The sequence below is a fragment of the Pseudomonas sp. ok266 genome (assembly GCF_900110195.1).
Classification (GTDB): Bacteria; Pseudomonadota; Gammaproteobacteria; order Pseudomonadales; family Pseudomonadaceae; genus Aquipseudomonas; species Aquipseudomonas neuropathica.
Genome location: NZ_FOCU01000019.1, coordinates 23,240 through 47,241, shown reverse-complemented (window position 1 = coordinate 47,241; position 24,002 = coordinate 23,240). Strand labels below are relative to the sequence as shown.

Below are 24,002 nucleotides of genomic sequence, written 5' to 3'. Positions count from 1 at the left end.
ACTCGCTGTGGAAAGCCGCAAATCCGAAGCATCGACGCTGGACCTCTCGCCGCCATTACGCAGTGGCCTGCTGGAACGTCTGTTTAAACTCAGCTTGCACGGCACCACGGTGAAGACCGAGCTGATTGCCGGTCTGACAACCTTCATCACCATGGCTTACATCATCTTCGTCAACCCGAACATCATGGCCGATGCCGGGATCGATCACGGTGCAGCCTTCGTCGCCACCTGTATCGCCGCCGCGCTGGGCTGCCTGTTGATGGGCCTGTACGCCAACTGGCCAGTGGGGCTGGCACCGGGCATGGGCCTCAACGCGTTCTTCACTTACACCGTGGTCGGCACCATGGGCTACAACTGGGAAACTGCACTGGGTGCGGTGTTCGTCTCCGGTGTGCTGTTCATGATCCTGACTTTCTCGCGGATTCGCGAGTGGCTGCTGAACAGCATTCCAGTCAGCCTGCGCTTTGCGATGGGTGCCGGCGTCGGTCTGTTCCTTGGCCTGATCGGCTTGAAAACCGCGGGTATCGTCGTCGATAGCCCGGCCACACTGATCAAACTCGGCTCCCTGCGCGAACCCAGCCCACTGCTCGCGGCCATCTGCTTTCTGATGATCGCGATCCTCAGCTACCACCGAGTTTTCGGCGCAATCCTCATCAGCATCATCACCGTGACCCTGGCCGGTTGGGGCTTGGGCATCGTGCACTACGAAGGGATCATGTCGACCCCGCCAAGTCTGGCTCCGACCTTCATGGCCATGAACGTCGCCGGCGTGTTTAACGTCAGCATGATCAGCGTGGTACTGGCCTTTCTCTTTGTGCACATGTTCGACACCGCTGGCACGCTGATGGGCGTCGCCCAGCGCGCCAACCTGGTGAATGCTGACGGCCGTATCGAAAACCTCTCCCGCGCGATGAAAGCCGACAGTGCGTCCAGCGTCTTCGGCGCTGTGGTCGGTGTTCCGCCAGTCACCAGTTATGTAGAAAGTGCCGCTGGTGTAGCCGCTGGTGGTCGGACTGGTCTTACCGCAGTCACCGTAGGTGTGCTATTTATAGCGGCGATGTTCTTCGCACCGCTGGCCGGCATGATTCCCGCTTACGCCACCGCCGGTGCACTGATCTATGTGGCGATGCTGATGATGGGCGGCATGGCCCACATCGAATGGGACGAAGCCACTGACGCCATCCCGGCCATCGTCACCGCGATCATGATGCCACTGACCTTTTCGGTCGCCGACGGCATCGCGCTGGGCTTCATCACCTACGTGGCGTTGAAGGCCGGTACCGGCAAGTACAAGGAAATTTCCGTGAGCCTGTGGGTGCTCTGCGCGATCTTCATCGCCAAGTTCATCTTCTTGTAAGCGTCACGCGGTTCAAGCTTCAACACAGCCTCACCCAATCGGGTGGGGCTTTTGCACATTCTTGAGTACAACAAAAAAAGGAGGAAAGTGATGAGTCTGGAAACCTGGCTGCTGTTCAGCGGCGCTGCATTGGTGGTGATCCTGATTCCGGGGCCACTGTCGTTGTTGATGATCAGCAACAGTCTGAATTATGGGTTGCGCCGTTCTTATCCGGCATTTCTCGGTGGCGTATTCGCCTCTATCTGCCTGCTCAGTGCTTCGGCGTTGGGGCTGGGTGCCTTGTTGCTGGCATCGGAGCAACTGTTCAGCGCCCTGAAAATCGTCGGCGGACTCTATCTGTTCTATCTGGCCTGGCAGAGCTGGCAGCAATCGCGCCAGCCATCGGTCGGCGCCGTCGTGCCACAAGCTGCCGCCGTTCCACGGTTTCGCGCGTTGTTCGGGCGCGCCTTTGTACTGGGCGCCAGCAACCCGAAAGACATCCTGTTCTTCGCCGCTTTCCTACCGCAATTCCTCAGCGCCGAACAGCCCTTCCTGCCGCAGTTGCTGGTGATGATCGCCACCTGGACCCTGCTGGATCTGCTGTGCAAGCTGGCCTACGGACTCGGAGCCCACGGCGCAGCGCGTTACTTGCGCAGTGGCAAAGGACAGAGCTGGTTCAACCGGATCAGTGCCGGCTTGTTCGGAGGCGCCGGCGCGGCATCGTTGCTCAGCAGTCACTGAGACATTTGGATCACAAACTTTTTATTTATCTGTAGCCATCCCTGACTTGAAAAACCCAGGTCAGGGATGGCATTCGCAGCGACCGCTCGTGTTGCTCGCGACATCTCCCCGCCGCCACAACTGCATCCCTCAAGCGCAATACACAGCAACAACCCGTTGATGTACATCGTTCAAAAGGCGACAGTACTATCACGACTCAAATAAATAAAAACCCGCCAGAACAAGGAAGTTCACATGGCCACCCTGATACGTAAAGCGTCATTGGAAACTGCAGAAATCACCGACGCCGTCGTCATCGCCGACATGCGTTTCGAGAGCAATGAACATCATCTTTCGACCATTGACTTCAAACCCGAAACTGATGAAACAACCAGCATCAAAGTAAAAAGCAAAGTCGATCAATTGAAAATAGTCGACTCCGTATTCGGCCCGCTGCAAATCGGCAATATTTCAATAACACGAGTGTCACTTGATGCCTTGGGCGCCACGTTTGACGGCCAGCCACTGAGCGGCAAAAGCACCTTTTTCCGGGTACCCAAGCGATCTTTCATCAACGCGTTGCAGTTCAGTGCTGTCGACATTGAACACCATATGAAATCGTCAACAGGCAAGGACAGTTATTTGTTGACGACACTGCTTTTCGAAATGGCCAGCGAACGCCCACTGACGGCCCCTCATCTGATAAGAGAAAGTTCGCAAGTCTCTACAGACGAAGGTAACTACCGTAGCAAATTGGTAAAACTGCTGGATTCTGCACAGAAACTGGATCTGTATCACGCAAACCTGCCCAAACATAATCCTCGCTGGGTGTCCCTGGCGAAAAGTTACGCCGCGCTCGGTTCGAGTGTCGGCATTCAAGCTTTCGGCATATTCATGGGTTTACGCGGTGTGGTGGATGCTATCAAAGCAAACAACACCACCGAAGTCGCCATCAACAGCTTGGGTATTGGTACGGAAGTGGGTTCCATTGTTGTTGACATCGCCGTCAGCAAAATTGCGTCGAATATGCTCTCGGCCGGGCAAGGCGCCCTGATGGATTTTGCCAAAACACGGTTTGCCCTGAGGCTGGGTCGCTCCGGCGGTTTGATCGGCGGCGCACTGACATTGCCGTTCGATATCTTCACTGCTGTCAGATCGATCAATGCCGCTGAAAATGCCGTCGGAAAAGAAGCCATGGACCATTACGTGAGCGCTGGATTGAGTATTACCAGCGCCGCCATGACGGTCATCCTCGGTGCGGCAGCGTTGGCAGGCTTTTCATTTGCAGGCCCGGTCGGGCTTGCAGCTGGAGCAATCCTGGCCATCGGATCGCAAATTTATGGCGCGGTACGCGTGGTCGACGACATTGATGACTACATCGAACTGACGCTGGACGAGCGCTGGCGCACAGGCTGGTTTTCGTTCTGCATGATGGACCCTGACCAGGCCGTGCAAAATCGCTATCTGCTGGCAAAAACCAGGCTCCAACACGCGAAACAATTGAAAGAAACAGCCAGAAAACTGTTGGATGGGCAACTAAAGGACACAACTGAAGCCATCGTTAATGGCAAGTTTGAAGTCCACCTCAAACCCTCCCGAGTGCGCAAGCGTAACTGGTGGACCAAACGAGACAGTTGGGAAACGATCCAGGTTCCCGAGATCAAGGGAGGCGATGACATCATTGACGCCCGCAACGGGGTTTCCAAGGATACGCCTGGTGCAGAGTTGGGTACGGTTGGCGAAAACAAGGGCATTCTCTGGTTCATCAGCGAGGGCCAGGACTCAATCAAGGGCGTTGAAAACAAACCCAACAGCTTTCACTACCGATCGGGAAAAAAACAGCTGACCGGGGGTGAGAAAGACGACCGCTTCGTGTTCGAGGGTGCAGGGGATCTGCTTGTACAGGATGCCCAGATTTCTGAGTATTCAACACTGAAAGGCGGCGCAGGCAACGACACGCTTGTTCTGGCTGGAAGCAATTACACCCGCCGCACCGATAGAAAAGGCTATGACGTCGATCTGCTGGCCCAAACCCTGCAGGTAATCGCAACCGATCCGTCTGCCGAAGAGGGTGAAAAATATACTCTCCACAGCCTTCTGGAAAGTATCGAGAATGTTGAAACGGTCAGCGGGGCCATCAGTGTTGTGACCGGTTCGGATAAACGCAACATCATTAATTCGCGCGGCCAGGACACCATCAATGCGGGGCCCGGAAATGATCAAATCCATCTGACGTATCCCGGAGCAACAGCCTCGGGTGAGGCTGGCATTGACGAATACATCATTGACCACAAACCAGGCCGTATTGCCATCATCGAAGACGGCACAGAAGAAAGTATTGTTCTGCTCAACTGGAAATACGAACTGATCGAAAGCTGGGCAATCGAGAATGGCGCGCTGATCATCAGTTCCCGATTCGCATTTGCGGACGACCCGAAAAGTGTCGTGATCATTCAAGGCCTGTATAAGAAAGACGCAAACAACTTCGTATTGCAGAATAATAAATTCACGTTCATGACCGGCGACGGCTACTCGTTAAAACTGCCTGACGCCCCCGACCTGCCCGACAGCATCGAAAATGGCCACAACCTCGAAATCGAAGTCGTCGTTGTAAAAAAAGGAACACCCGAAAGACCCCTTATCCTCCACGCTCCCGAGTGCCTGATCGATCATCAGCGTGATGCGAGTTACTACCTGCCAAGGTCCAGGAAAAACACGACACTCCGGTTGGTGAAACGTGCTGAAGCGGTGGTTCGTCTGCATCTTGATTACGACATCAGCGAACTGACACAGGTTGAAGCGCACTTTACCTCGGGAGAGAAGAAGTCAAATGGAGAACTTTTTGCGGGATGCGACCTGATTTATCACTTCGGCCAAAACACACTGAAATTTGGCTTGTTCGCCTATGCGGAAGGTGGATTTGACCCCAGAAACATGATCAGGATCTTGCGAACCATGGCCGCACGTCCCAACTACCGGGTCGTGCTCATTTTTAAAGGTGGCGTCACGGTCAATTTGCAGCTGACACCGGAAACCGATGTTTGCCCCCTTGAAAGCCATAATCCGAATGATTTTGATACTTGGACGACGCAGCTCTCACTACCACTGCCACGGCGCACAGATCAGACGCCTTTTGAGTTACCTGAAACCAAACCCTTCAAATTCGACAGGGCGGGATGCGGTTCGCTTTTTTCCTACCCCGAGCAAACCTCGATCCAGAATCTTGAAGGTACTGGTTCCACCTACCTGATTCATCTGGTTGCCGATATAGCGATCAGATTGTCTACCCCGGGAGCACTCGCGAACGCCCCTGCCAGACTGCCTTACTCTTCCACCTGGGACCTCGACGCGACGAAACTCGGCAAGGTCGAGATCAGGCTGGAAAATAACCAGCTGCACATCGGCACCTGCATTATTCATTTGCCCGAGTACGAAAGCGAAGACCTGATCGATCAGGTCCGTGTCATTACCGAGAAAGGGGTTGTCCATACCGTCGATCTTTCTTTCGACAGGGTTTACCTGGATGGTCTGGATGCCCGCTTCTTTGAAGACCCCGACTCGGCAAAAGACTTGCCCGAGGCCCTTGCAGCAATGGCCAATCAAGAGATCAAAGTGAGAAACATCGTGCTCGCCGACAATCGTCACGAGGCACTGAGTTACAACTTTCCCGCACACGGCTGGATCCTGCGCAGAGACAAATCTCGCGTTGAATACTCAGCACTGCAAGTGGTCAATCGGTGCAGCCATCAAGACCTCACCCTCTTTGCACAGCCGCCGTTGATGACTGTTCCCCCTGCTTGACGCGCCACACACCCGTCAAAAACCGATAACCGCGTGCGCACTCCGAAGTGCAGTAACCGAACATCTCCACGGGGATGCGGACGAGTGCGCCTGAAAAATGCGCTGAGGCACTTACGTGCCCGCGCATCATCACTCAACGAGTAACTTCACATGGCCAAACCACCCAAAAAAGTTCCTGTGACAGTGGCAGCAGATACCCCTGTTACAACCAGACCTGTACAGCCAGGCTCGGGGACTCGCGTCACTGCAAACCTGCCTGACCCAGCGCTGCCGGGCGTCGACGCGACCACGGGACCTCCCGGTATCGCCACCACTCGCCCGCCCGCCGTCATCGTCAGTGATATGCCCGATACCTACCGTGCCGCCCGCAGTGCAATCGCCTGGCCACAGGATCGATTGCACGAGCTGATACCAAGCGGAGAAAACACGGGTCTGTTCACCGGCCCGGATCAACGAACCTACGCGCAAATCGGCAACGAAGGCCGGTTTGTCGTCGAACGGGATCTGCAAGGCAACTATTACGTTCCGCTGACCTTTGCACCGGGTGTTCCCGGCCCGGTACTGACCAGGATTGAAGGCCAGGCCAGCTGGCACATCCAGCGCCCCGGCTGGCAATCAACACAGTCTCGCCCCGACACCCCTGCCACGCCACCGTCCCTCTCCTACCTTGCGCCCGATGACGCAAAAACACTGACCAGAGCAGAACTCTCAACGGGGGGACTCCGATACAACAAACTCAAACATACCTTCGTCGATACCGCAGACGGCACAGTCATGGTTCGGAAAAACCAGCAAGGTGAATATCAACTGACCTCGACTACAAACAGAGACTTGCCCGATGTATTTTTTCAACAGATTCCCGGAACGGTGCTCTGGCGCCGCAAGCATCCGCACTTGCCAACCCCCGACCATCCCGCTGCAGGCAGGTCGCGGCCAATGGCCGAAGCAGACGAACCGCAACCCGGCCCAAGCAAACGCGCGCGGGTCAACGTCCCCGAACAACCACTAGCACCAATAACCTTCGACGCCAGCGCTCCAGCCGAGCAGACACCGTTTTTCTGGCTACCCTGGGGCCATCTGAACAAACCCGCGCAGGTGGAGTCGGTGCAGCTCGGCTGGTTTCATTATCCGGTGGTGCCGAAGGGTTCCACCCCTAACCCCAAAGTCTTCTTTGTGCAACATCCTGACTTTGTGCCAACACACTTCGATGCGTTTGAACAAATGCTCCGTACGGCGCCCTCGATGCAGCCTGTTGCAACATTTCGCATCGGTAACGATCCGGGAGAAATACACCCTGGAAAACGTTTCTTCGATGAACCGATCTCGCAGTCGGTAGCCAAGACATTCCCTGATTTCTCTGATGACACGGCACGGGCCGTCGCCAGAAGGCTGTTCGAACTCGCGGACAACACACCGACGATTACCGGCACCGGGCTGGTCAACATTCAGGCAGTCCTGCATCAGTGGAAACAACGGCCATTTCCCAGCGCACCTGCGTATGCCGACCCGCTGAACATGCTGGCAGTGGCACCCGCCATCGATTTCAACGGAAAAAAACTCATCCGCATACCCTCCCAGGTCGACGGCGAACTGCAACGACTCAGCTTCGATCCCAAGCATTTTCCCGTCGAGTGGAACCACTACAAAACCTACCCGACCGATCTGAACCTCAGACGCCTGCTTGGCGCCCTGTTGGTTCGCAGCGGCTATGACATATTTCCCCTGACATACGAACACCGCATGCCAACGCTGGTATTCAGGCGCGGAACCAGTGAGCGGATTTATTTCATGAAACTGGGTGTGGTGGATCATGTCGGCCTGTCCCACACCCCGGGCAATGAACTGGCAGAACCCAGCCTGCCGGCCAGGATAGGCAACGAGGCGTTTCACGCCCTGGCCACCGCGACCATGGAAAACAAAGTGGTCTGGCTCATCGGGGGCGTATTGAAGGTTGAGTCGACTCCGGATTCGGTGTTCGTGCTCAGGGAGCGCTGAGATCCCGCTACGACTCGCACCGGCCCTGCCGGCGCGAGTCGGCATGACTTTCGAACGCCTCGAAACACCCTGCAGCAATTGCCCTCATCGCCATACATATATACCGCACGCCGTGGCGAGTTTTTGCCGAACATCACGCCTTTGAAGCCAATGGGTCGGGCAAACACGATGCCGCGCAATTGCACATCGAATCCGCTTCCCGAATATCCGGCCGCATCACTGATCAGCGATTCATCGGAGCAAATCCATGGCAAAACCACCCAGGAAAATTCCTCGCACGGCGTCACCGGAGCCGTCTGGCCGGGCAACCAATCCTTTACCTGTTCCACTGGCAGCACTTCCCGGTGAACCGGGTCATTCCACTCCCCACACCGAAGCCACTTCATCACACGCATTGCCAGAAGCGCCCGCCGACCGCCCCAGCGTCATCGTCGGTCGTCCGTTTACCCGGCATCGCCAATTGAGCGAAGCGCGAACCTCTGACTGGGTGAGGCAGCAATCCATCGAAACCGGACCGTCTGCGCTGGCCGGTGCTTCCAGCAGCGAAAGGCCAGCGCATCCGGTCTATATCGACCCCGAATCAGCAACCCGACTGAAGCTGCAACCAGGCACTGAAGAAGGGTTTCGCTACGACAAACGCAAGAAACCCTACGTCGAAATGCTCGGCGGCATGGTCATGGTGAGCAAAACTGCGGAAGGCTGGCGACAGACACATGCCGGGGAATCAACCCCGACGGGACAAAGAGTGGAACAGATTCCGGGGACAAAACTCTGGCGTGAAATCGACACGCCGCCGCAAGGCGACCCAGCCGTAATCAATCCACTGTCCACCGAAAGGCCCGATGCCGTACCCGGCCCGAGCAAGCGCCAACGCCTGGACGAACAGAGCCATGTTGCGACCGGTACCAGCACGCTGGTCGAACATCTGTTAGCCCAGCCGGGCGTCGCCCTGGATCTTTCCGCCGGTCAGTGGAGAAACTGGGGGAGGTCCACAAAACCCGATTCAGGCGAATCGATAGAGATCGACGGGCAACACTTTCGGATCGTCACGCAAGGTGTCAGTGCCGATACCGAACTGGTCTATTTGCAACACCCGGGATTTGCACCGGACCGCTATGACGCGTTCGAAAACATGCTGCGTCACGAGCCTTCGCGCCAACCGAAATGGGCACTGAAACGCGAAGGCCAATGGAAGGTTCTGGACAACGCTCCACCGTTCGAAATGTCCGCCACTCAATATGTTTCCGCCGCCTGCAACTATCTGTCCGAGCAGGCGACCAGCAACCTCGCGCGGGCGGTATTCGATCGGCTTTCACTGCCTCAGGGCATCAACGCCCATGGACTTTCGGCGATGGCGCTGACCTTCCGCCACTGGCTGGACAGGGTGAATCACGAGCCCCCGCTACACGGACTGGCGGACCCTTTGTTGATGCTGCCAAAACTGCCGACATCGCCCGGCCATCTGGCAGGCGGCCGCTTGCTCACACTGCCTGCGCACAACTCAGCCGTATTACAGCGCCTGGATTTCGACCCACAACGGTTTCCTCAGGAGTGGGCCTCCTATGCAGCAGCGCCGACGCCAGGAAACCTGCGCGGATTGATGGCGACCATCCTGCAACACAACGGCTACAGCATTAATCCGACCACGCACCGACTCAGTGAAGGTGCATTGATTTTTTACCGCCCAGGCGTTGCCGCTCTATTCGTGTTGAAGCTGCCACCCATCGCTGGCAATCAGGTTACTCGCACCACACCCGCAGGTACCGAACTCATCGACCCCGCCTATCTGACGAGGCTCAGCGTGTCGCAAAAACAGATGCTGGAGGGCCAGTTGGCTCACACCGAAGTCATCCATCTGGTGGGGGGTATACAACCCATATCCGCTGATTACCCGACGCTGTTCATTGTGAGAGAGGGCTGAGCCGCTGCTGAACGCCTGAACGGTACGTCCGCAAGTCCGGACACCTGCACACCCACAATCCAAATCAAGAGATTCAGTTAATGGTCAAACCACCAAAGCGTGTGGCCGGTGTTATTGCGCCTGACACACGCCCAAATGCCGCTGGCATTGTCCCCAGAATCCCCGGCGAAACCACGCAATCCTCTGCAGACCTGCCGAGCAATTCCGGGCGTCAACAGCCAGTGCAGGTCCACGAGGCATCTGCCGTCTACCCCGTGTCGGTAGCGGCCGCTCTGCGCGCCATCAGCTGGCCTGCCGATCAAGTGCACCTGCTACAACGGCTGGATCCCGACAGCGGATTGTTCACCAGCCCGGAAGGAAAGCTGTACGCCCATGTTGAAAATGCAGGGCATCTGCTGGTCGAAATCCATCACGATGGCCGCTTCCGGATTCCCTTCAACTTCACTCCGCATCTGGCGGGTCCTTTCCTGATCAAAACCGAGCGCCAGCCAGTCTGGACCTTCGAACGACCCAGTTGGCTGGCGCACACCCCAGACAATGACGGGCCAGCTGCAGCCGCTGAGCGTATCCCCGGGGAACAGCCGACCTACCTCGCCCCCGATGCCGCCGCCCTGCTCTCCCCCCGCCTGCAAACACCGGACGGCGTTCGCTACGACAAGCACCGAAAAACCTATATCGATACCGCAGAAGGAACCGTCATGGTGCGTAAAAACGCCAACGGTCACTATCAGCAGACCTCCGCGACGGCGCGCGAAGTATCCGCTTTATTGTTCGAACAGATTCCCGGGACGCGACTGTGGCGCCGCAAGACCGGGCCAACCGATTTGCCTGCACAACACCCGCCGCAGGACAAACGCAAAACCTCGACCGAGACGTCGGACCCCATGGCCGGCCCCAGCAAACGCCCGCATCAGGAAGAAGGGACAGACGCCACCCGGGCGCTGACCGAAAGCCTGCTCTCGGACAACCCTGACGCGATCAACTTGAGTTTCGGTTTATGGCGAAACTGGGGACACCGTGTCCGACCAGCGTTGGGTCAGCATATCGAGATCGACGGGCAGTATTACCGGGTGATGCAACAAGACCTGAATGCCAACCCGCGACTGGTCTACCTGCAGCATCCGTTGTTCTCGCCCGCCCTGTATGACGCTTTCGAATACATGCTGCGGGACAACCCGTCGCTGCAGCCCAAGTGGGCGGTTAAACAAAACCACCAATGGACGGTCCTCGACAGTGTCGTGCCCTTCGAGATGCCGATCACCCGGTACATCGCCAGAACCTTCAAATACTTGTCGGATCAATCCGTCAATTCACTCGCCCGGGCCATGTTCAATCAGGCGAACCGATCGGAAATCATCATTGCCCCTGGTCTGGCGCTGATGAACCAGGTGTTTGGTTACTGGGCCAACAGGGATCGGCGCAGAGCACCGAATCGAGAGCTGGCCGACCCGCTCCTCATGTTGCGCCCTCTGTCCGGACCGGAACCCACCCTGGCGATTCCTGCTTCGCTGGGTGAAGGCCTGATGCGCCTGGATTTTGATCCCGGGCGCTTCTCTCGCCACTGGAACGAGTACGCCACGACGCCCACTGCGGCCAATCTGCGCAGGCTGTTCAGGCAGATTCTGGAGGATGACGGTTACGTGGTAAGCAACCCGACAAACACGCTTGCGGAAAACGAATTGTTGTTTCACCGCGAGAAAATCGATCACGTGTTCGTACTGAAACTGCCACCTCTTAACGACGGGCGCCTGCAGCGATTTCGGCCTGAGCGTTTTGAGAACAATGAAGTCGTGCTGCAAACATCCAGCAGCGAACCAAAGCCTTTGTCGACTTACCGCACAGAAAAAAAGATCAGCTACCTGCTCGGCGGCACCCAGACAGATGTTCTGGGGCAGACAACGCTGTTCATTTTCAAAGACCAATGACCGCGCAGGACAGTCAACCAAAAAACATGAACAGCTTAGAGATACTTCAAATGACCAAACCCACAAAGACAACAGTCCGCCCTGCTTCGCCCGACACTTCGGCGATCAACAGATCTGCCGCTGGCAATGGCAGCCTCAAAAACACCCAGGGTTCTGACATTTTTGCGCCAGGTACGAAACAACTGCCCGACACTTCCACTGCCGGTACGTCTGGCAGTGAAATGGCAGGCGCCCCACGCGTGGTGGTGAGTTACATAACGGATCCGCTGCTCACCGAAACCAATGCCAGACTGGCCGAGATATCCCTGCCGGTATTACAAGCCGCTCTTCTACAGCCGCACAATTCCGTCGACGGGTTATTCGTGGCCCCGGGCGGCCAGATTTACGCGCACCTGGAAGACGGCCGGCATTACCGGGTTGAACTCAACACCGCCGGTCACTACCAGATTCCCTGGCCCGCGGCTCCGGGCGTGACACCACCCATTCTGAAAAAAATCCACGGCCAGTCACGTTGGCGCATCGAGGCACAGTGGTACGCGGCTCACTCCAGACAGAGGAGTCTGTCTGCGCAGCCACGGACTGCCGAACCACTACAAGCAATCATCCTCGTCGACCCGCACCTGGCGACCCTTCTCCCTGCCGCGCGGGAGTCCCTGGACGGTATTCGCAAAGGGCCGCGTGGGAAAACCTATGTCGATATCGCCGAAGGAACCGTCCTGGTTCGCAGGAACGAACAAGGCGAATACAAACTGGCTTCAGCAACAACGATCAATGTGCCGGATATAGCGTTCGAGCAGATTCCCGGGCAATTCGTCTGGCGCCGTAAATTGCAGACGACTACAGATACACAACAAGCTCCGCAAGCAGGCAGTTCCCGTGCCCTGCCCCGGTCAGAAAAGCCCGGCCCGAGCCCAAGTAAACGCCCTCGACTGCCAGAAGACAGTGATCCTCTCAATCCCTTCGTACTCATGGGCATCAGTGAATTATGGAAAGGCTGGGGAACCACGACGAAACCGTCAGCCGGCGACTCCATCGAAATCGGCGGCAAGCACTTTGCGATACTTGACCAGCCGAGCCACGCCATTGACGCCTTTGCCTTCATCAAGCCGCCACAGTTTTCTGCTACTCGTTTCGATGCTTTCGAACAGTTGCTGCTGAGCAATCCTGAGTTGCAACCCAGGGCGGCGGTGAAGTGGGAGGGCAATACGGGGCATGGCAGTCAGGCATGGAGAATCGTGGAGAGTCGGCCATTTGAGAAAAGCCTGACTCAATATGTCAGCGATCAGTTCCCCTATCTTTCCGATCACTCTGCAAGTAAAGCCGCACGGGAGATGTTCAATCGAGCTAATCACTCCGAGAAAATGACAGGGTCCGGGATCAGTGCATTGTTCGAGACGTTCAAGTACTGGGAAAATCGCTCTATTTTCACGGGCGATAACAGAGTCGCTCGTCAAGACTTGAGCGACCCGCTAATGCTCCTCTCGCCGCTTGCGACTGACGTAAATGGCTACATGCGTATGCCGCTACCTTCCGCTGAAGGTCTGCGAAGAATCGACTTCAACCCGAAACTGTTCTCCGGCTCGCAACACCAAAGGGGTCGCCGAACAACGCGAACACTGTTCAAAGATCTTCTTAGCGCGCACGGCTACTCCATTGCCCATGATTTCGGCGCCAACCAGGGGAATGCCTTATTGATCAAGCGAACGGGGGTTGATCCTGTTTTCATCCTGTTCATGGACAGGATTCAAAACAACACTGTTTTTCTCCCTGATCCAGTTGCCTGGCTCAAGAAAAGAGTCTTTGTCGACAACATGGACGTACAGGTCAAAGACGAGTTGATGGTGCATTTGCACACCAACAGAATCGTTTTTTTGCTGGGCACCAACGAGCCTCTCCCCACTCACGAACATAACCTTATTGTCACCCGACACAGCTGAATGAGCTCCGGAGTTCTCTGCAGCACAGGCGGGCAGATTAGTCAGGCATAAAAAAGCCCGCAGTGTGAGCGGGCGAAAGACCAAAGAAGCTATATGCGCAGTCGCTTCCCGGTGGTGGGCAGCTGCTTGGGGGTCAGCTGCCCCGGTACGTGGAATAGCTGTAAGGCGAAATCAGCAATGGCACGTGGTAGTGATCCTGTTCGGCAGAGATGCCGAAGCGCAGTACAACCACGTCCAGAAATGCCGGCTCCGGCAACTGAACGCCGCGGGCGCGGTAGTAATCGCCAGCGTGGAACTGAACCTGATAAACCCCGGTACGATAATCATCGCCTTGCAGCAGCGGCGCATCGACCCGGCCATCGCTGTTGGTTATCGCACTGGCGACCAATTCCAGGTGCGAACCTTCAACGCGGTACAGCTCGACCTTGATCGAACTGCCCGGGCAACCGTGTGCAGCGTCCAAAACGTGTGTTGTCAAACGTCCCATTGATTCTGCGCGCCTGCCTGCGTGGAAGCAGTCAGACCTCGCGCCTCCCGAAGTCAGATAAAAAGGAGACCGCACCGATTCGGAGCACGAAAAGCTGCGGCGAGCGACTGATTAAGACACTTTTCAAAAAAATTGTACACAATAAAAACGACATTTTTCACACCACCCCCGCCAATCGGGGCTTTCCCCGCGTTCTGCCAGCAACACGCCTATACATTGCACCTCCTATCCATTAACTGACTGGTCAGGCAGGTTTCTTGCAGGCTCACGCCAATACCAGGAAAAGATGACAGTCGGCGAAAAATGCGAAAATTCAGGCTTACAAATTGCGAATAAAGTTGTATACAATCAGCCCATCGCTGTGACGCCAGCCTGCCAGGCCGCCACACCCATCTGTCAACGAATAAGAAGGAAGACTGCAGTGAGCGCTGACTACCCACGCGACCTGATCGGTTACGGCAGTAACCCTCCTCACCCACACTGGCCGGGCAATGCCCGCATCGCTCTGTCGTTCGTACTCAATTACGAAGAAGGCGGCGAGCGCAATATCCTGCACGGCGACAAAGAATCCGAAGCCTTCCTCTCCGAAATGGTTGCCGCTCAGCCGCTGCAAGGCGCGCGTAACATGAGCATGGAATCGCTTTACGAGTATGGCAGCCGCGCCGGCGTCTGGCGGATTCTGAAACTGTTCAAGGAATTCGACATTCCGTTGACCATCTTCGCCGTGGCCATGGCCGCCCAACGCCACCCGGACGTGATCCGCGCGATGGTTGATGCCGGCCACGAGATCTGCAGCCACGGCTACCGCTGGATCGACTATCAGTACATGGACGAAGCGCAGGAACGCGAGCACATGCTCGAAGCGATCCGCGTCCTCACCGAAATCACCGGCGAGCGCCCACTGGGCTGGTACACCGGCCGCACTGGCCCGAACACCCGTCGCCTGGTCATGGAAGAAGGTGGTTTCCTCTACGACTGCGACACTTACGACGATGACCTGCCCTACTGGGAACCGAACAACCCGACCGGCAAGCCGCATCTGGTGATCCCGTACACCCTCGACACCAACGACATGCGCTTCACCCAGGTGCAAGGTTTCAACAAGGGTGACGACTTCTTCGAATACCTCAAAGACGCGTTCGACGTGCTTTACGCCGAAGGTGCCGAAGCGCCGAAGATGCTCTCGATCGGTCTGCACTGCCGCCTGATCGGCCGTCCGGGTCGCCTCGCTTCGCTCAAACGCTTTATCGAATACGCCAAAAGTCATGAACAGGTGTGGTTCAGCCGTCGCGTCGACATCGCGCGTCACTGGCACGAAACCCACCCGTACCAAGAGGCCGCGAAATGAGCCGCTTTCAAACCCTGCAACCGTCGACCCTGAGCCGCGACGCTTTCGTCAACGCCTTCGCCGACATCTACGAACATTCGCCATGGGTGGCCGAGAAGGCCTACGACCTGGGCGTGGACGCTTCGATCGACGAGATCGAAACCCTGCACCAGCGCATGAGCGACATCCTGTTGAGCGCCGATCACGCCAGCCAGCTGGCGCTGATCAACGCTCACCCGGACCTGGCCGGCAAAGCCGCCGTCCAGGGCCAATTGACCGAAGCCAGCACCAATGAACAGGCTGGCGCCGGTATTCACCAATGCACGGCCGAAGAGTTTCAGCGCTTCACCGAGCTGAACGACGCCTACAAAGCCAAGTTCAAGTTTCCCTTCATCATGGCGGTAAAAGGCAGCAACCGGCATCAGATCCTCGCGGCGTTCGAAACGCGCATTCACAACTCGCAAGACACCGAGTTCAAATGCGCGCTGGCGGAGATCAACAAGATCGCCCTGTTCCGTTTACTGACTCTTTAGCAAGCCTGACCCGAGTACATCAAACGCGGAGAGTACCCAGGGTCCTGCAAGCATCCCCAGCCACTTTTTTAAAGGCAGACAAGAAGAATGAAAGCTTACGCCGTACCTTTCGAAAAATTCGTCAACCTGGCCGATGCCCGTCTGGGCACCAAAATCATTTCGGTCACCGATGACTGGTTCGCAGACGCCAATCGTCTGTTCCAACCGACCCCGGCCGTATGGAAGGAGGGCGTGTTCGATGACAACGGCAAGTGGATGGACGGCTGGGAATCACGCCGCAAGCGCTTCGAAGGCTTCGACAGCGCCGTAATCCGTCTGGGCGTACCGGGCTCGATCAAAGGCGTGGACATCGATACTTCATTCTTCACCGGCAACTTCCCGCCATCGGCCTCTCTGGAAGCGTGCTTCCTGGCGTCGGGCGAGCCTGATGAAAACACCCAGTGGACTGAAGTGCTGTCGGCCGTTGAGCTGCAGGGCAACAGCCACCACTACCACGAAATCAGCAACGACCAAGCGTTCAGCCACCTGCGCTTCAACATCTACCCGGACGGCGGTGTCGCCCGTCTGCGCGTGTACGGCATTCCGTTCCGCGACTGGTCCGCTGTGGGTGACAACGAGCAAGTCGATCTGGCAGCAGCCCTGAATGGTGGCCGCGCCCTCGCCTGCTCCGACGAACACTTCGGCCGCATGAGCAACATCCTCAACCCGGGCCGTGGCATCAACATGGGCGACGGCTGGGAAACTGCACGTCGTCGCACGCCAGGCAATGACTGGGTCATCGTCGCGCTGGGTCACCCGGGCGAGATCGAGAAGATCGTCGTCGACACCCTGCACTTCAAAGGCAACTACCCGGACACTTGCTCGATCCAGGGTGCGTTCGTCAAAGGTGGTACTGACAGCCAGATCGAAACCCAGTCGCTGTTCTGGCGTGAACTGCTGCCAAGCCAGAAGCTGGAAATGCACGCCGAACACACCTTCGTCGAGCAGATCAAGGCGCTGGGCCCGATCACCCACATCCGCCTGAACGTGTTCCCGGATGGTGGTGTGAGCCGCCTGCGCGTACTGGGCAAGGTCGCTAAATAAGCGGTGAGGCCATTCGCGAGCAGGCTCGCTCCCACAGGGGACTGCATTCCAAATGTGGGAGCGAGCCTGCTCGCGAAAGCAATAGAACCAACAACACAGAATTCGGATAAGAAGAACAGCATGCGCACACTAACGATTGAACCGCTGAGCAAAGAAGCCTTCGCCCCTTTCGGTGACGTGATCGAAACCGACGGCAGCGATCACTTCATGATCAACAACGGTTCGACCATGCGCTTCCATAAACTGGCGACGGTCGAAACCGCTCAGCCTGAGGACAACGCGATCATCAGCATCTTCCGCGCCGACGCGCAGGACATGCCGCTGACCGTTTGCATGCTGGAACGCCATCCGCTGGGCAGCCAGGCTTTCATTCCGCTGCTCGGCAATCCCTTTCTGATCGTGGTCGCGCCAGTTGGCGATGAACCTGTATCAGGCTTGGTCCGCGCCTTCGTCACCAACGGCAGGCAGGGCATTAATTACCATCGCGGCGTTTGGCACCATCCGGTGCTGACGATCGAAAAGCGGGATGACTTCCTGGTGGTTGATCGCAGTGGCACAGGCAATAACTGCGATGAGCATTTTTTCAAAGAGGATGAGCGTTTGATCCTCGCCCCCCACCAATAAGAGAAGGTCTGATCACTCGACAACAAGAGTGACAGGCGAGAGGTAAAGACTGTGGAAGCACATCTGTTGGAATGGCTGAACCTGAGCGTGCGCTGGGTTCACATGATTACTGGCGTGGCCTGGATCGGCGCGTCGTTCTACTTTGTCTGGCTGGAGAACAACCTCAACCGCGTCAACCCGAAAACCGGCCTGGCCGGTGACCTGTGGGCGATCCACGGTGGCGGTATCTATCACCTGGAAAAATACAAACTGGCCCCGCCGGCGATGCCGGAGAACCTGCACTGGTTCAAATGGGAAGCCTACTTCACCTGGATGTCGGGGATCGCGCTGCTGTGCGTGGTGTTCTACTCCAACCCAACGCTCTACCTGCTGGCTCCGGGCAGCACCCTGAGCGGCCCTGAAGGCGTGGCCATCGGTATCGGCTCGCTATTCCTCAGCTGGTTCATCTACTCCTTCCTGTGCGACTCGGCACTGGGCAAACGCCCTGCTCTGCTCGGCTTCATTCTGTTCGTGCTGATCATCGGCGCAGCGTATGGCTTCAGCAAAGTGTTCAGCGGTCGTGGTGCGTACCTGCACGTCGGCGCGATCATCGGCACCATCATGGTCGGTAACGTGTTCCGCATCATCATGCCGGCGCAGCGTGCACTGGTTGCCGCAATTGCCGAGAACCGCACGCCGGATCCGGCGCTGCCAGCCAAAGGCTTGCTGCGTTCGCGTCACAACAACTACTTCACCCTGCCGGTGCTGTTCATCATGATCAGCAACCACTTCCCGAGCACCTATGGCAGCCAGTACAACTGGTTGATCCTGGCCGGGATCGCGGTGTTGGCGGTGTTGGTGCGTCACTACTTCAACACCCGTCACGACAGCCACAAGTTTGCCTGGACTCTGCCGGTTGCAGCGGTGGGCATGATCACCCTGGCGTACGTCACCGGCCCAACGCCGATGTCGACCGCACCGGAAGTGGCCAAGGCACCAGCCAAAATCGAGTACCAACCGCTGCCGGAAACGGCACTGGGCGGTGGCGCGAAACCGGCTGAAGCGGCGGCACCTGCTGCACCCGCAGCCCCTGCAGCAGCACCGGCGCAAGCCTCCAACGCAGGTCCGGCCTTCGACAAAGTGCACAACGTGATTCAGGAACGTTGCGCGGTTTGCCACTCGGCCAAACCGACCAGCCCGCTGTTCAGTGCGGCGCCTGCCGGTGTGATGTTCGACACCCCAGAGCAAATTCGCCAGAACGCGGCGCGCATCCAGGCGCAAGCCATCACCACGCAGATCATGCCACTGGGCAACATCACGCAGATGACCCAGCAAGAACGTGACCTGATCGGTGCATGGATTGCCCAGGGAGCACAGACCAACTAAGCAACAAAGCTTCGCGAGCAAACTCGCTCCCACAGAGATCGCGCATTTCCTGTGGGAGCGAGCCTGCTCGCGAATCGCCTTAAAGCGGTTTTACCTGATGCAAAGAAACAGCTGTGAGCAACCCGGCAGCTGTTCAATCACAAGAATAAAAAAGATCCGAGGTGTTGCATGTCCGAGCTGTCCAAAGCGCGCATCCCCGACGCACCCGCCATTCAGCGATTGCCCCTTTTGCAACTGATCCTGGTCGGTTTGCAACATGTTCTGCTGATGTACGGCGGTGCCATCGCGGTGCCGCTGATCATTGGACAGGCCGCTGGCCTGAGTCGTGAAGAAATTGCCTTCCTGATCAACGCCGACCTGCTGGTCGCCGGTATCGCCACCATCGTGCAATCCATGGGCATAGGCCCGATGGGCATTCGCATGCCGGTGATGATGGGCGCCAGTTTTGCTGCAGTCGGCAGCATGGTCGCCATGGCCGGCATGCCCGGTATCGGTCTGCAAGGCATCTTCGGTGCGACGATCGCTGCCGGCTTCTTCGGCATGCTCATCGCACCGTTCATGTCCAAGGTCGTGCGCTTTTTCCCGCCGCTGGTGACCGGCACGGTCATCACCTCGATCGGTTTGTCGCTGTTCCCCGTGGCCGTGAACTGGGCCGGTGGCGGCGCCGCTGCTGCGCAATTCGGCTCACCGATTTATCTGGCCATCGCCGCATTGGTGTTGGGCACTATTCTGCTGGTCCACCGCTTCATGCGCGGTTTCTGGGTCAACATTTCCGTACTGATCGGCATGTGCTTCGGCTACATCCTGTGCGGCGCGATTGGCATGGTCGACCTGAGCGGCATGGCCAACGCGCCATGGGTTCAGTTCGTCACTCCGCTGCATTTCGGCATGCCGAAATTCGAACTGGCACCGATCCTGTCGATGTGTCTGGTGGTGGTGATCATCTTTGTTGAATCCACCGGGATGTTCCTCGCGCTGGGCAAGATCACCGGCCAGGAAGTCTGCCCGCGCATGCTGCGTCGCGGCTTGCTGTGTGATGCCGGCGCCTCGTTTGTCGCTGGTTTCTTCAACACCTTCACCCACTCCTCGTTCGCGCAGAACATCGGCCTGGTGCAGATGACCGGCGTGCGCTGCCGCTCGGTAACCATCGTTGCCGGTGGCTTGCTGATCGTGTTGAGCCTGCTGCCGAAAGCGGCATTTCTGGTGGCGTCGATTCCGCCGGCGGTGCTCGGCGGCGCAGCGATTGCGATGTTCGGCATGGTCGCAGCGACCGGAATCAAGATTCTCCAGGAAGCCGACATCGGTGACCGGCGCAACCAGTTGCTGGTCGCGGTGAGCATTGGCATGGGCCTGATCCCGGTGGTGCGTCCGGAGTTTTTTGCGCATTTGCCGATGTGGATGAGCCCGATTACCCACAGCGGCATCGCCATGGCAACGCTCAGTGCGCTGACGCTGAACCTGCTGTTCAACATTCTCGGCGGCAAAGAGCGCGCGGCGATCAATGACTGCCATGCGCATTAACAGCATTACTGATTATCCCTGTGGGAGCGAGCTTGCTCGCGAAGAGGCCATGTCAGTCAACATCACTGTTGAATGACACACCGCTTTCGCGAGCAAGCTCGCTCCCACAGGGACTGTGCAACACCCTGCCTCAAACAATAAAAACAAGAGGGAGCAACAGATGATTCGCACGCAAACCAACGTTCTGTTGAGTGGCGGCCTGCTGGCCGCGAGTCAGGCCATGGCCGGCGATTTACTGCTGTGGCAGACCAACAGCCTGAGCTATCTGTACGGCAAGAATTTCGCAATCAACCCATCGATCCAGCAGACGCTGACCTTTGAGCACGCCGACAAATGGAAGTACGGCGACAACTTCCTGTTTGTCGACAAAATCTTCTACAACGGCAAGGAAGACGCGAACAAAGGCCCGCACGCCTTCTACGGTGAATTCACCCCGCGCTTCTCGTTCGGCAAGATCTTCGACCAGAAGCTCGAGTTCGGCCCGATCAAAGACGTCCTGCTGGCCATGACCTACGAATATGGCGAAGGCGACAGCGAGGCCTACCTGATCGGCCCAGGTTTCGACCTCAAGGTGCCCGGTTTCAACTACGTCACCCTGAACATCTTTCGCCGCCAGACCGAAGGCCCACGCCCCGGCGACGGCGTATGGCAGATCACCCCCGGCTGGTCCTACAGCTTTCCCCTGGGCAATTCCGATGTGCTGATCGACGGCTACCTCGATTGGGTAGTCGACAACGATGAGAACTCACGCGGCACCTACCACGCCAACCTGCACATCAATCCGCAGATCAAATATGACCTGGGCAAAGCTTTGGGCTGGAGCCAGAAGCAACTGTATGTCGGCACCGAATACAGCTATTGGAAAAATAAATACGGCGTCGAAAACACGCACAACTTCGACACCAATCAGAACACCGCCAGCCTGCTGGTAAAGGTGCATTTCTAAGATGGCCCGCAACCGTGCCCCATACCTGTCGTCGGTGCTCTGTTGCGGGGCACTTGAGAGCAGGCCGAGGAGTCAGTATTCTCCGCGGCCTTCTGAATTCGGTCTAAAAAAAAGCCCGGATTTAATTCCTGACCGAAAAGCCAACATATCCCGGCCCCGGTCAGTACCGAGGCATCCCGAAAACACACTCAATCGACTGTTTTTCAGCAGCCGAGCGGGTGTTTTTTTGCTTTTCGAAAGCCTTGGCTCAGCTCTTGCTAACAGCAACGAAGCTGACCGATCGGATGAGTTTTTGCAGCAACGAAAAAAGGCGCCACACCAGAGCGCCGATCTTAAAAAAAATAACGTGGAACACCTACTTTGGGAGCAACCGAATGAAACGTATGTGCACCAGCCTGATGCTCGCGGGATCGATGTTGGCCGGCGGCCAGGCCATGGCCGAAGGCCTGCTGCAGTGGCAGAACAACAGCCTGACCTACCTCTATGGCAAGGACTTCCAGGTCAACCCGCGCATCCAGCAGACCGTCACCTTCGAGCACGCCGATGCGTGGAAGTACGGGGACAACTTCCTGTTCGTCGACAAGATCTTCTACAACGGCAAGCCTGACAGCGGCGTCGGCAACAACACGTATTACGGCGAGTTCAGCCCGCGCCTGTCGCTGGGCAAGATCCTCGACCAGAAGATCGAATTCGGCCCGATCAAAGACGTACTGCTGGCGATGACCTACGAGTTCGGTGAAGGTGATGTCGAGTCTTACCTGATCGGCCCTGGTTTCGACCTGGCCATCCCGGGCTTCGACTACTTCCAGTTGAACTTCTATCAGCGCCACACCGAAGGCCCACGTGCGGGCGACAACGTCTGGCAGATCACCCCGGTGTGGTCGTACACCATTCCGGTTGGCAACTCGAACATCCTGATCGACGGTTTCATGGACTGGGTCAGCGACAACGACGTCAACAAAAAGGGCGAGTACCACGCCAACCTGCACTTCAACCCACAGATCAAATATGACCTGGGCAAAGCGCTGCGTCTCGGCGAGAAGCAGTTGTACGTCGGTGTGGAATACGACTACTGGAAAGACAAGTACGGCATCGACGACACCGGTGCGTTCAAGACCAATCAGAGCAACACCAGCTTCCTGGTGAAGTACCACTTCTGATCCGGCGGCGTCCGCAAGGACGCCTTCGCGAGCAAGCTCGCTCCCACAGTGGTTCTATGTTGAAGGCGAATTCCGCATACGACGCCGAACCCTGTGGGAGCGAGCTTGCTCGCGAATGGGTTCAAACAAGATTCGAGGCGGACGCCACCGTTTCGGATATCCCGAGAAACCGGCACAGCTCCTCGCGCTTGGCCAACGCATCCCGCCGCCCCAGATCAATCAACTCGCTGCAATACCCCGCCTCGAACAACAGATAACTCAACACCCCTGCCCCACTCGTCTTGGTCGCGCCCGGTCCGCGCAAGAACAAGCGCAACGCCGCCGGCAACTCCTGGCGATGCCGTGCCGCGATTTCATCGATCGGCTGGCTCGGCGAGATCACCAGCACCTCCACCGGCGCCACACCCAACTCGCGGGTCGGCGTGCCGGCGGGCATCAAATGGCTGAACTGGTTGAGACGCTGAAGTAACTCAATGTCGCTCTCCAGGCTGTCAATGAACGTGCTGTTGAGCATGTGCCCGCCAATCTGCGCCAGCGTAGGCTGTTGCCCGGTGTAGGCGCGTTCCAGCGGCTGCTGCGGATCAAAGCCGCGCGGGTTGCCACTGACGCCCACCACCAGCACTCGGCTCGCGCCCAGGTGCAGTGCCGGGCTGATCGGTGCGGATTGCCGCACCGCGCCGTCGCCAAAATATTCATCGCCGAGTTTGACCGGCGCGAACAGCAACGGGATCGCCGAACTGGCCAGCAGGTGCTCCACCGTCAGCTCCGTCGGCACGCCAATGCGCCGATGCCGCAGCCATGAATCGATCTTGCCGCCGCCCTGATAGAACGTCACCGCTTGCCCGGATTCGTAGCCGAACGCCGTCACCGCCACCGCATGCAATTGCTTGCGCGCGATCGATTCGGCGATACCGGGCATGTGCAGTTTTTCATTTAGCAGAGCGCGCAGCGGCGAACTGTTGAGTAGCGCCACCGGCAGTTGCCGACCGAGGCCGAGCAGGCTGTGGCTGACAAAACGGCTGGCCTGACGGATAACCCCGGGCCAGTCACTGCGCAGCACGCGATCGCTGCGAAAGCCCTGCCAGAACAAGGTCAGGCGTTCGATGGCGGCGCGAAAGTCGCTAGCGCCACTGGCGAGGCTGACGGCGTTGATCGCCCCGGCCGAGGTGCCGACGATCACCGGAAACGGATTGTCCGCACCCAGCGGCAGCAATTCGGCAATCGCCGCCAACACGCCCACCTGATACGCCGCCCGAGCCCCGCCGCCGGAAAGAATCAAACCTGTGACCGGTTCAGCTGGGCTCATCGCAACACTCCATGG

General features: G+C 57.6%; 17 protein-coding genes. 15 read left to right on the top strand and 2 right to left on the bottom strand.

Annotation, left to right across the window (positions count from 1 at the left end; all coding sequences use genetic code 11):
* Nucleotides 1-7: 7 nt before the first annotated feature.
* From BMY54_RS28170 to BMY54_RS28140, 7 genes are all read left to right on the top strand, one after another.
* Nucleotides 8-1,357, top strand: a complete 1,350-nt coding sequence (locus BMY54_RS28170) for an NCS2 family permease (RefSeq protein WP_093441681.1) — start codon at nucleotides 8-10, stop codon at nucleotides 1,355-1,357.
* 90 nt (nucleotides 1,358-1,447) lie between these two features.
* Nucleotides 1,448-2,077 carry a LysE family translocator gene (locus BMY54_RS28165; protein ID WP_038366975.1) on the top strand — a complete coding sequence of 210 codons (630 nt, stop codon included), beginning with the start codon at nucleotides 1,448-1,450 and terminating at the stop codon, nucleotides 2,075-2,077.
* Between the two features lie 234 nt (nucleotides 2,078-2,311).
* Nucleotides 2,312-5,857 carry a calcium-binding protein gene (locus BMY54_RS31105; RefSeq protein ID WP_256573993.1) on the top strand — a complete coding sequence of 1,182 codons (3,546 nt, stop codon included), beginning with the start codon at nucleotides 2,312-2,314 and terminating at the stop codon, nucleotides 5,855-5,857.
* 150 nt (nucleotides 5,858-6,007) lie between these two features.
* Nucleotides 6,008-7,852, top strand: coding sequence for a hypothetical protein (locus BMY54_RS28155; protein ID WP_093441676.1), 1,845 nt, complete (start codon nucleotides 6,008-6,010; stop codon nucleotides 7,850-7,852).
* Nucleotides 7,853-8,099: 247 nt separating this feature from the next.
* Entirely contained in the window at nucleotides 8,100-9,773 is a 1,674-nt protein-coding gene (locus BMY54_RS28150) for a hypothetical protein (RefSeq protein ID WP_093441671.1), read from the top strand.
* A gap of 80 nt (nucleotides 9,774-9,853) precedes the next feature.
* Complete coding sequence (locus BMY54_RS28145; protein WP_093441667.1) at nucleotides 9,854-11,698, top strand: response regulator; 1,845 nt, start codon at nucleotides 9,854-9,856, stop codon at nucleotides 11,696-11,698.
* Between the two features lie 50 nt (nucleotides 11,699-11,748).
* Entirely contained in the window at nucleotides 11,749-13,635 is a 1,887-nt protein-coding gene (locus BMY54_RS28140) for a hypothetical protein (protein WP_093441811.1), read from the top strand.
* Nucleotides 13,636-13,768: 133 nt separating this feature from the next.
* On the opposite strand, the gene uraH is transcribed toward BMY54_RS28140, so the two are convergent.
* Nucleotides 13,769-14,122 (bottom strand): hydroxyisourate hydrolase, encoded by a 354-nt coding sequence (gene uraH / locus BMY54_RS28135; protein ID WP_003223171.1) that lies wholly within the window; start codon nucleotides 14,120-14,122, stop codon nucleotides 13,769-13,771.
* A gap of 421 nt (nucleotides 14,123-14,543) precedes the next feature.
* Between uraH and puuE the strand changes: the two genes are divergently transcribed.
* The 8 genes from puuE to BMY54_RS28095 all read left to right on the top strand — a co-directional run bounded on the left by puuE (nucleotide 14,544) and on the right by BMY54_RS28095 (nucleotide 22,681).
* Nucleotides 14,544-15,470, top strand: coding sequence for an allantoinase PuuE (puuE, locus tag BMY54_RS28130; RefSeq protein WP_093441662.1), 927 nt, complete (start codon nucleotides 14,544-14,546; stop codon nucleotides 15,468-15,470).
* Nucleotides 15,467-15,982 carry a 2-oxo-4-hydroxy-4-carboxy-5-ureidoimidazoline decarboxylase gene (gene uraD, locus BMY54_RS28125; RefSeq protein WP_093441657.1) on the top strand — a complete coding sequence of 172 codons (516 nt, stop codon included), beginning with the start codon at nucleotides 15,467-15,469 and terminating at the stop codon, nucleotides 15,980-15,982. Before puuE ends, uraD begins: the two co-directional genes overlap by 4 nt.
* Nucleotides 15,983-16,069: 87 nt before the next feature.
* Nucleotides 16,070-17,065, top strand: coding sequence for an allantoicase (gene alc / locus BMY54_RS28120; RefSeq protein WP_007913974.1), 996 nt, complete (start codon nucleotides 16,070-16,072; stop codon nucleotides 17,063-17,065).
* A gap of 120 nt (nucleotides 17,066-17,185) precedes the next feature.
* A complete protein-coding gene (locus BMY54_RS28115) occupies nucleotides 17,186-17,689 on the top strand; it encodes an ureidoglycolate lyase (RefSeq protein ID WP_034151759.1) in 504 nt (167 codons plus the stop codon).
* A 51-nt stretch (nucleotides 17,690-17,740) separates the two neighbouring features.
* The gene (locus BMY54_RS28110; RefSeq protein WP_093441653.1) at nucleotides 17,741-19,054 is read left to right on the top strand and encodes a urate hydroxylase PuuD; all 1,314 of its coding nucleotides are present in this window, start codon (nucleotides 17,741-17,743) and stop codon (nucleotides 19,052-19,054) included.
* Between the two features lie 168 nt (nucleotides 19,055-19,222).
* Nucleotides 19,223-20,575 (top strand): nucleobase:cation symporter-2 family protein, encoded by a 1,353-nt coding sequence (locus BMY54_RS28105; RefSeq protein ID WP_093441648.1) that lies wholly within the window; start codon nucleotides 19,223-19,225, stop codon nucleotides 20,573-20,575.
* A gap of 160 nt (nucleotides 20,576-20,735) precedes the next feature.
* The gene (locus BMY54_RS28100; RefSeq protein WP_064118622.1) at nucleotides 20,736-21,521 is read left to right on the top strand and encodes an outer membrane protein OmpK; all 786 of its coding nucleotides are present in this window, start codon (nucleotides 20,736-20,738) and stop codon (nucleotides 21,519-21,521) included.
* A gap of 374 nt (nucleotides 21,522-21,895) precedes the next feature.
* Nucleotides 21,896-22,681: an outer membrane protein OmpK gene (locus BMY54_RS28095; protein ID WP_093441644.1), complete on the top strand. Its 786-nt coding sequence runs from the start codon at nucleotides 21,896-21,898 to the stop codon at nucleotides 22,679-22,681.
* Nucleotides 22,682-22,802: 121 nt separating this feature from the next.
* Here the strand turns inward: BMY54_RS28095 and BMY54_RS28090 are convergent, their stop codons facing one another.
* Nucleotides 22,803-23,987: a patatin-like phospholipase family protein gene (locus tag BMY54_RS28090; RefSeq protein ID WP_093441640.1), complete on the bottom strand. Its 1,185-nt coding sequence runs from the start codon at nucleotides 23,985-23,987 to the stop codon at nucleotides 22,803-22,805.
* Nucleotides 23,988-24,002: the final 15 nt, after the last annotated feature.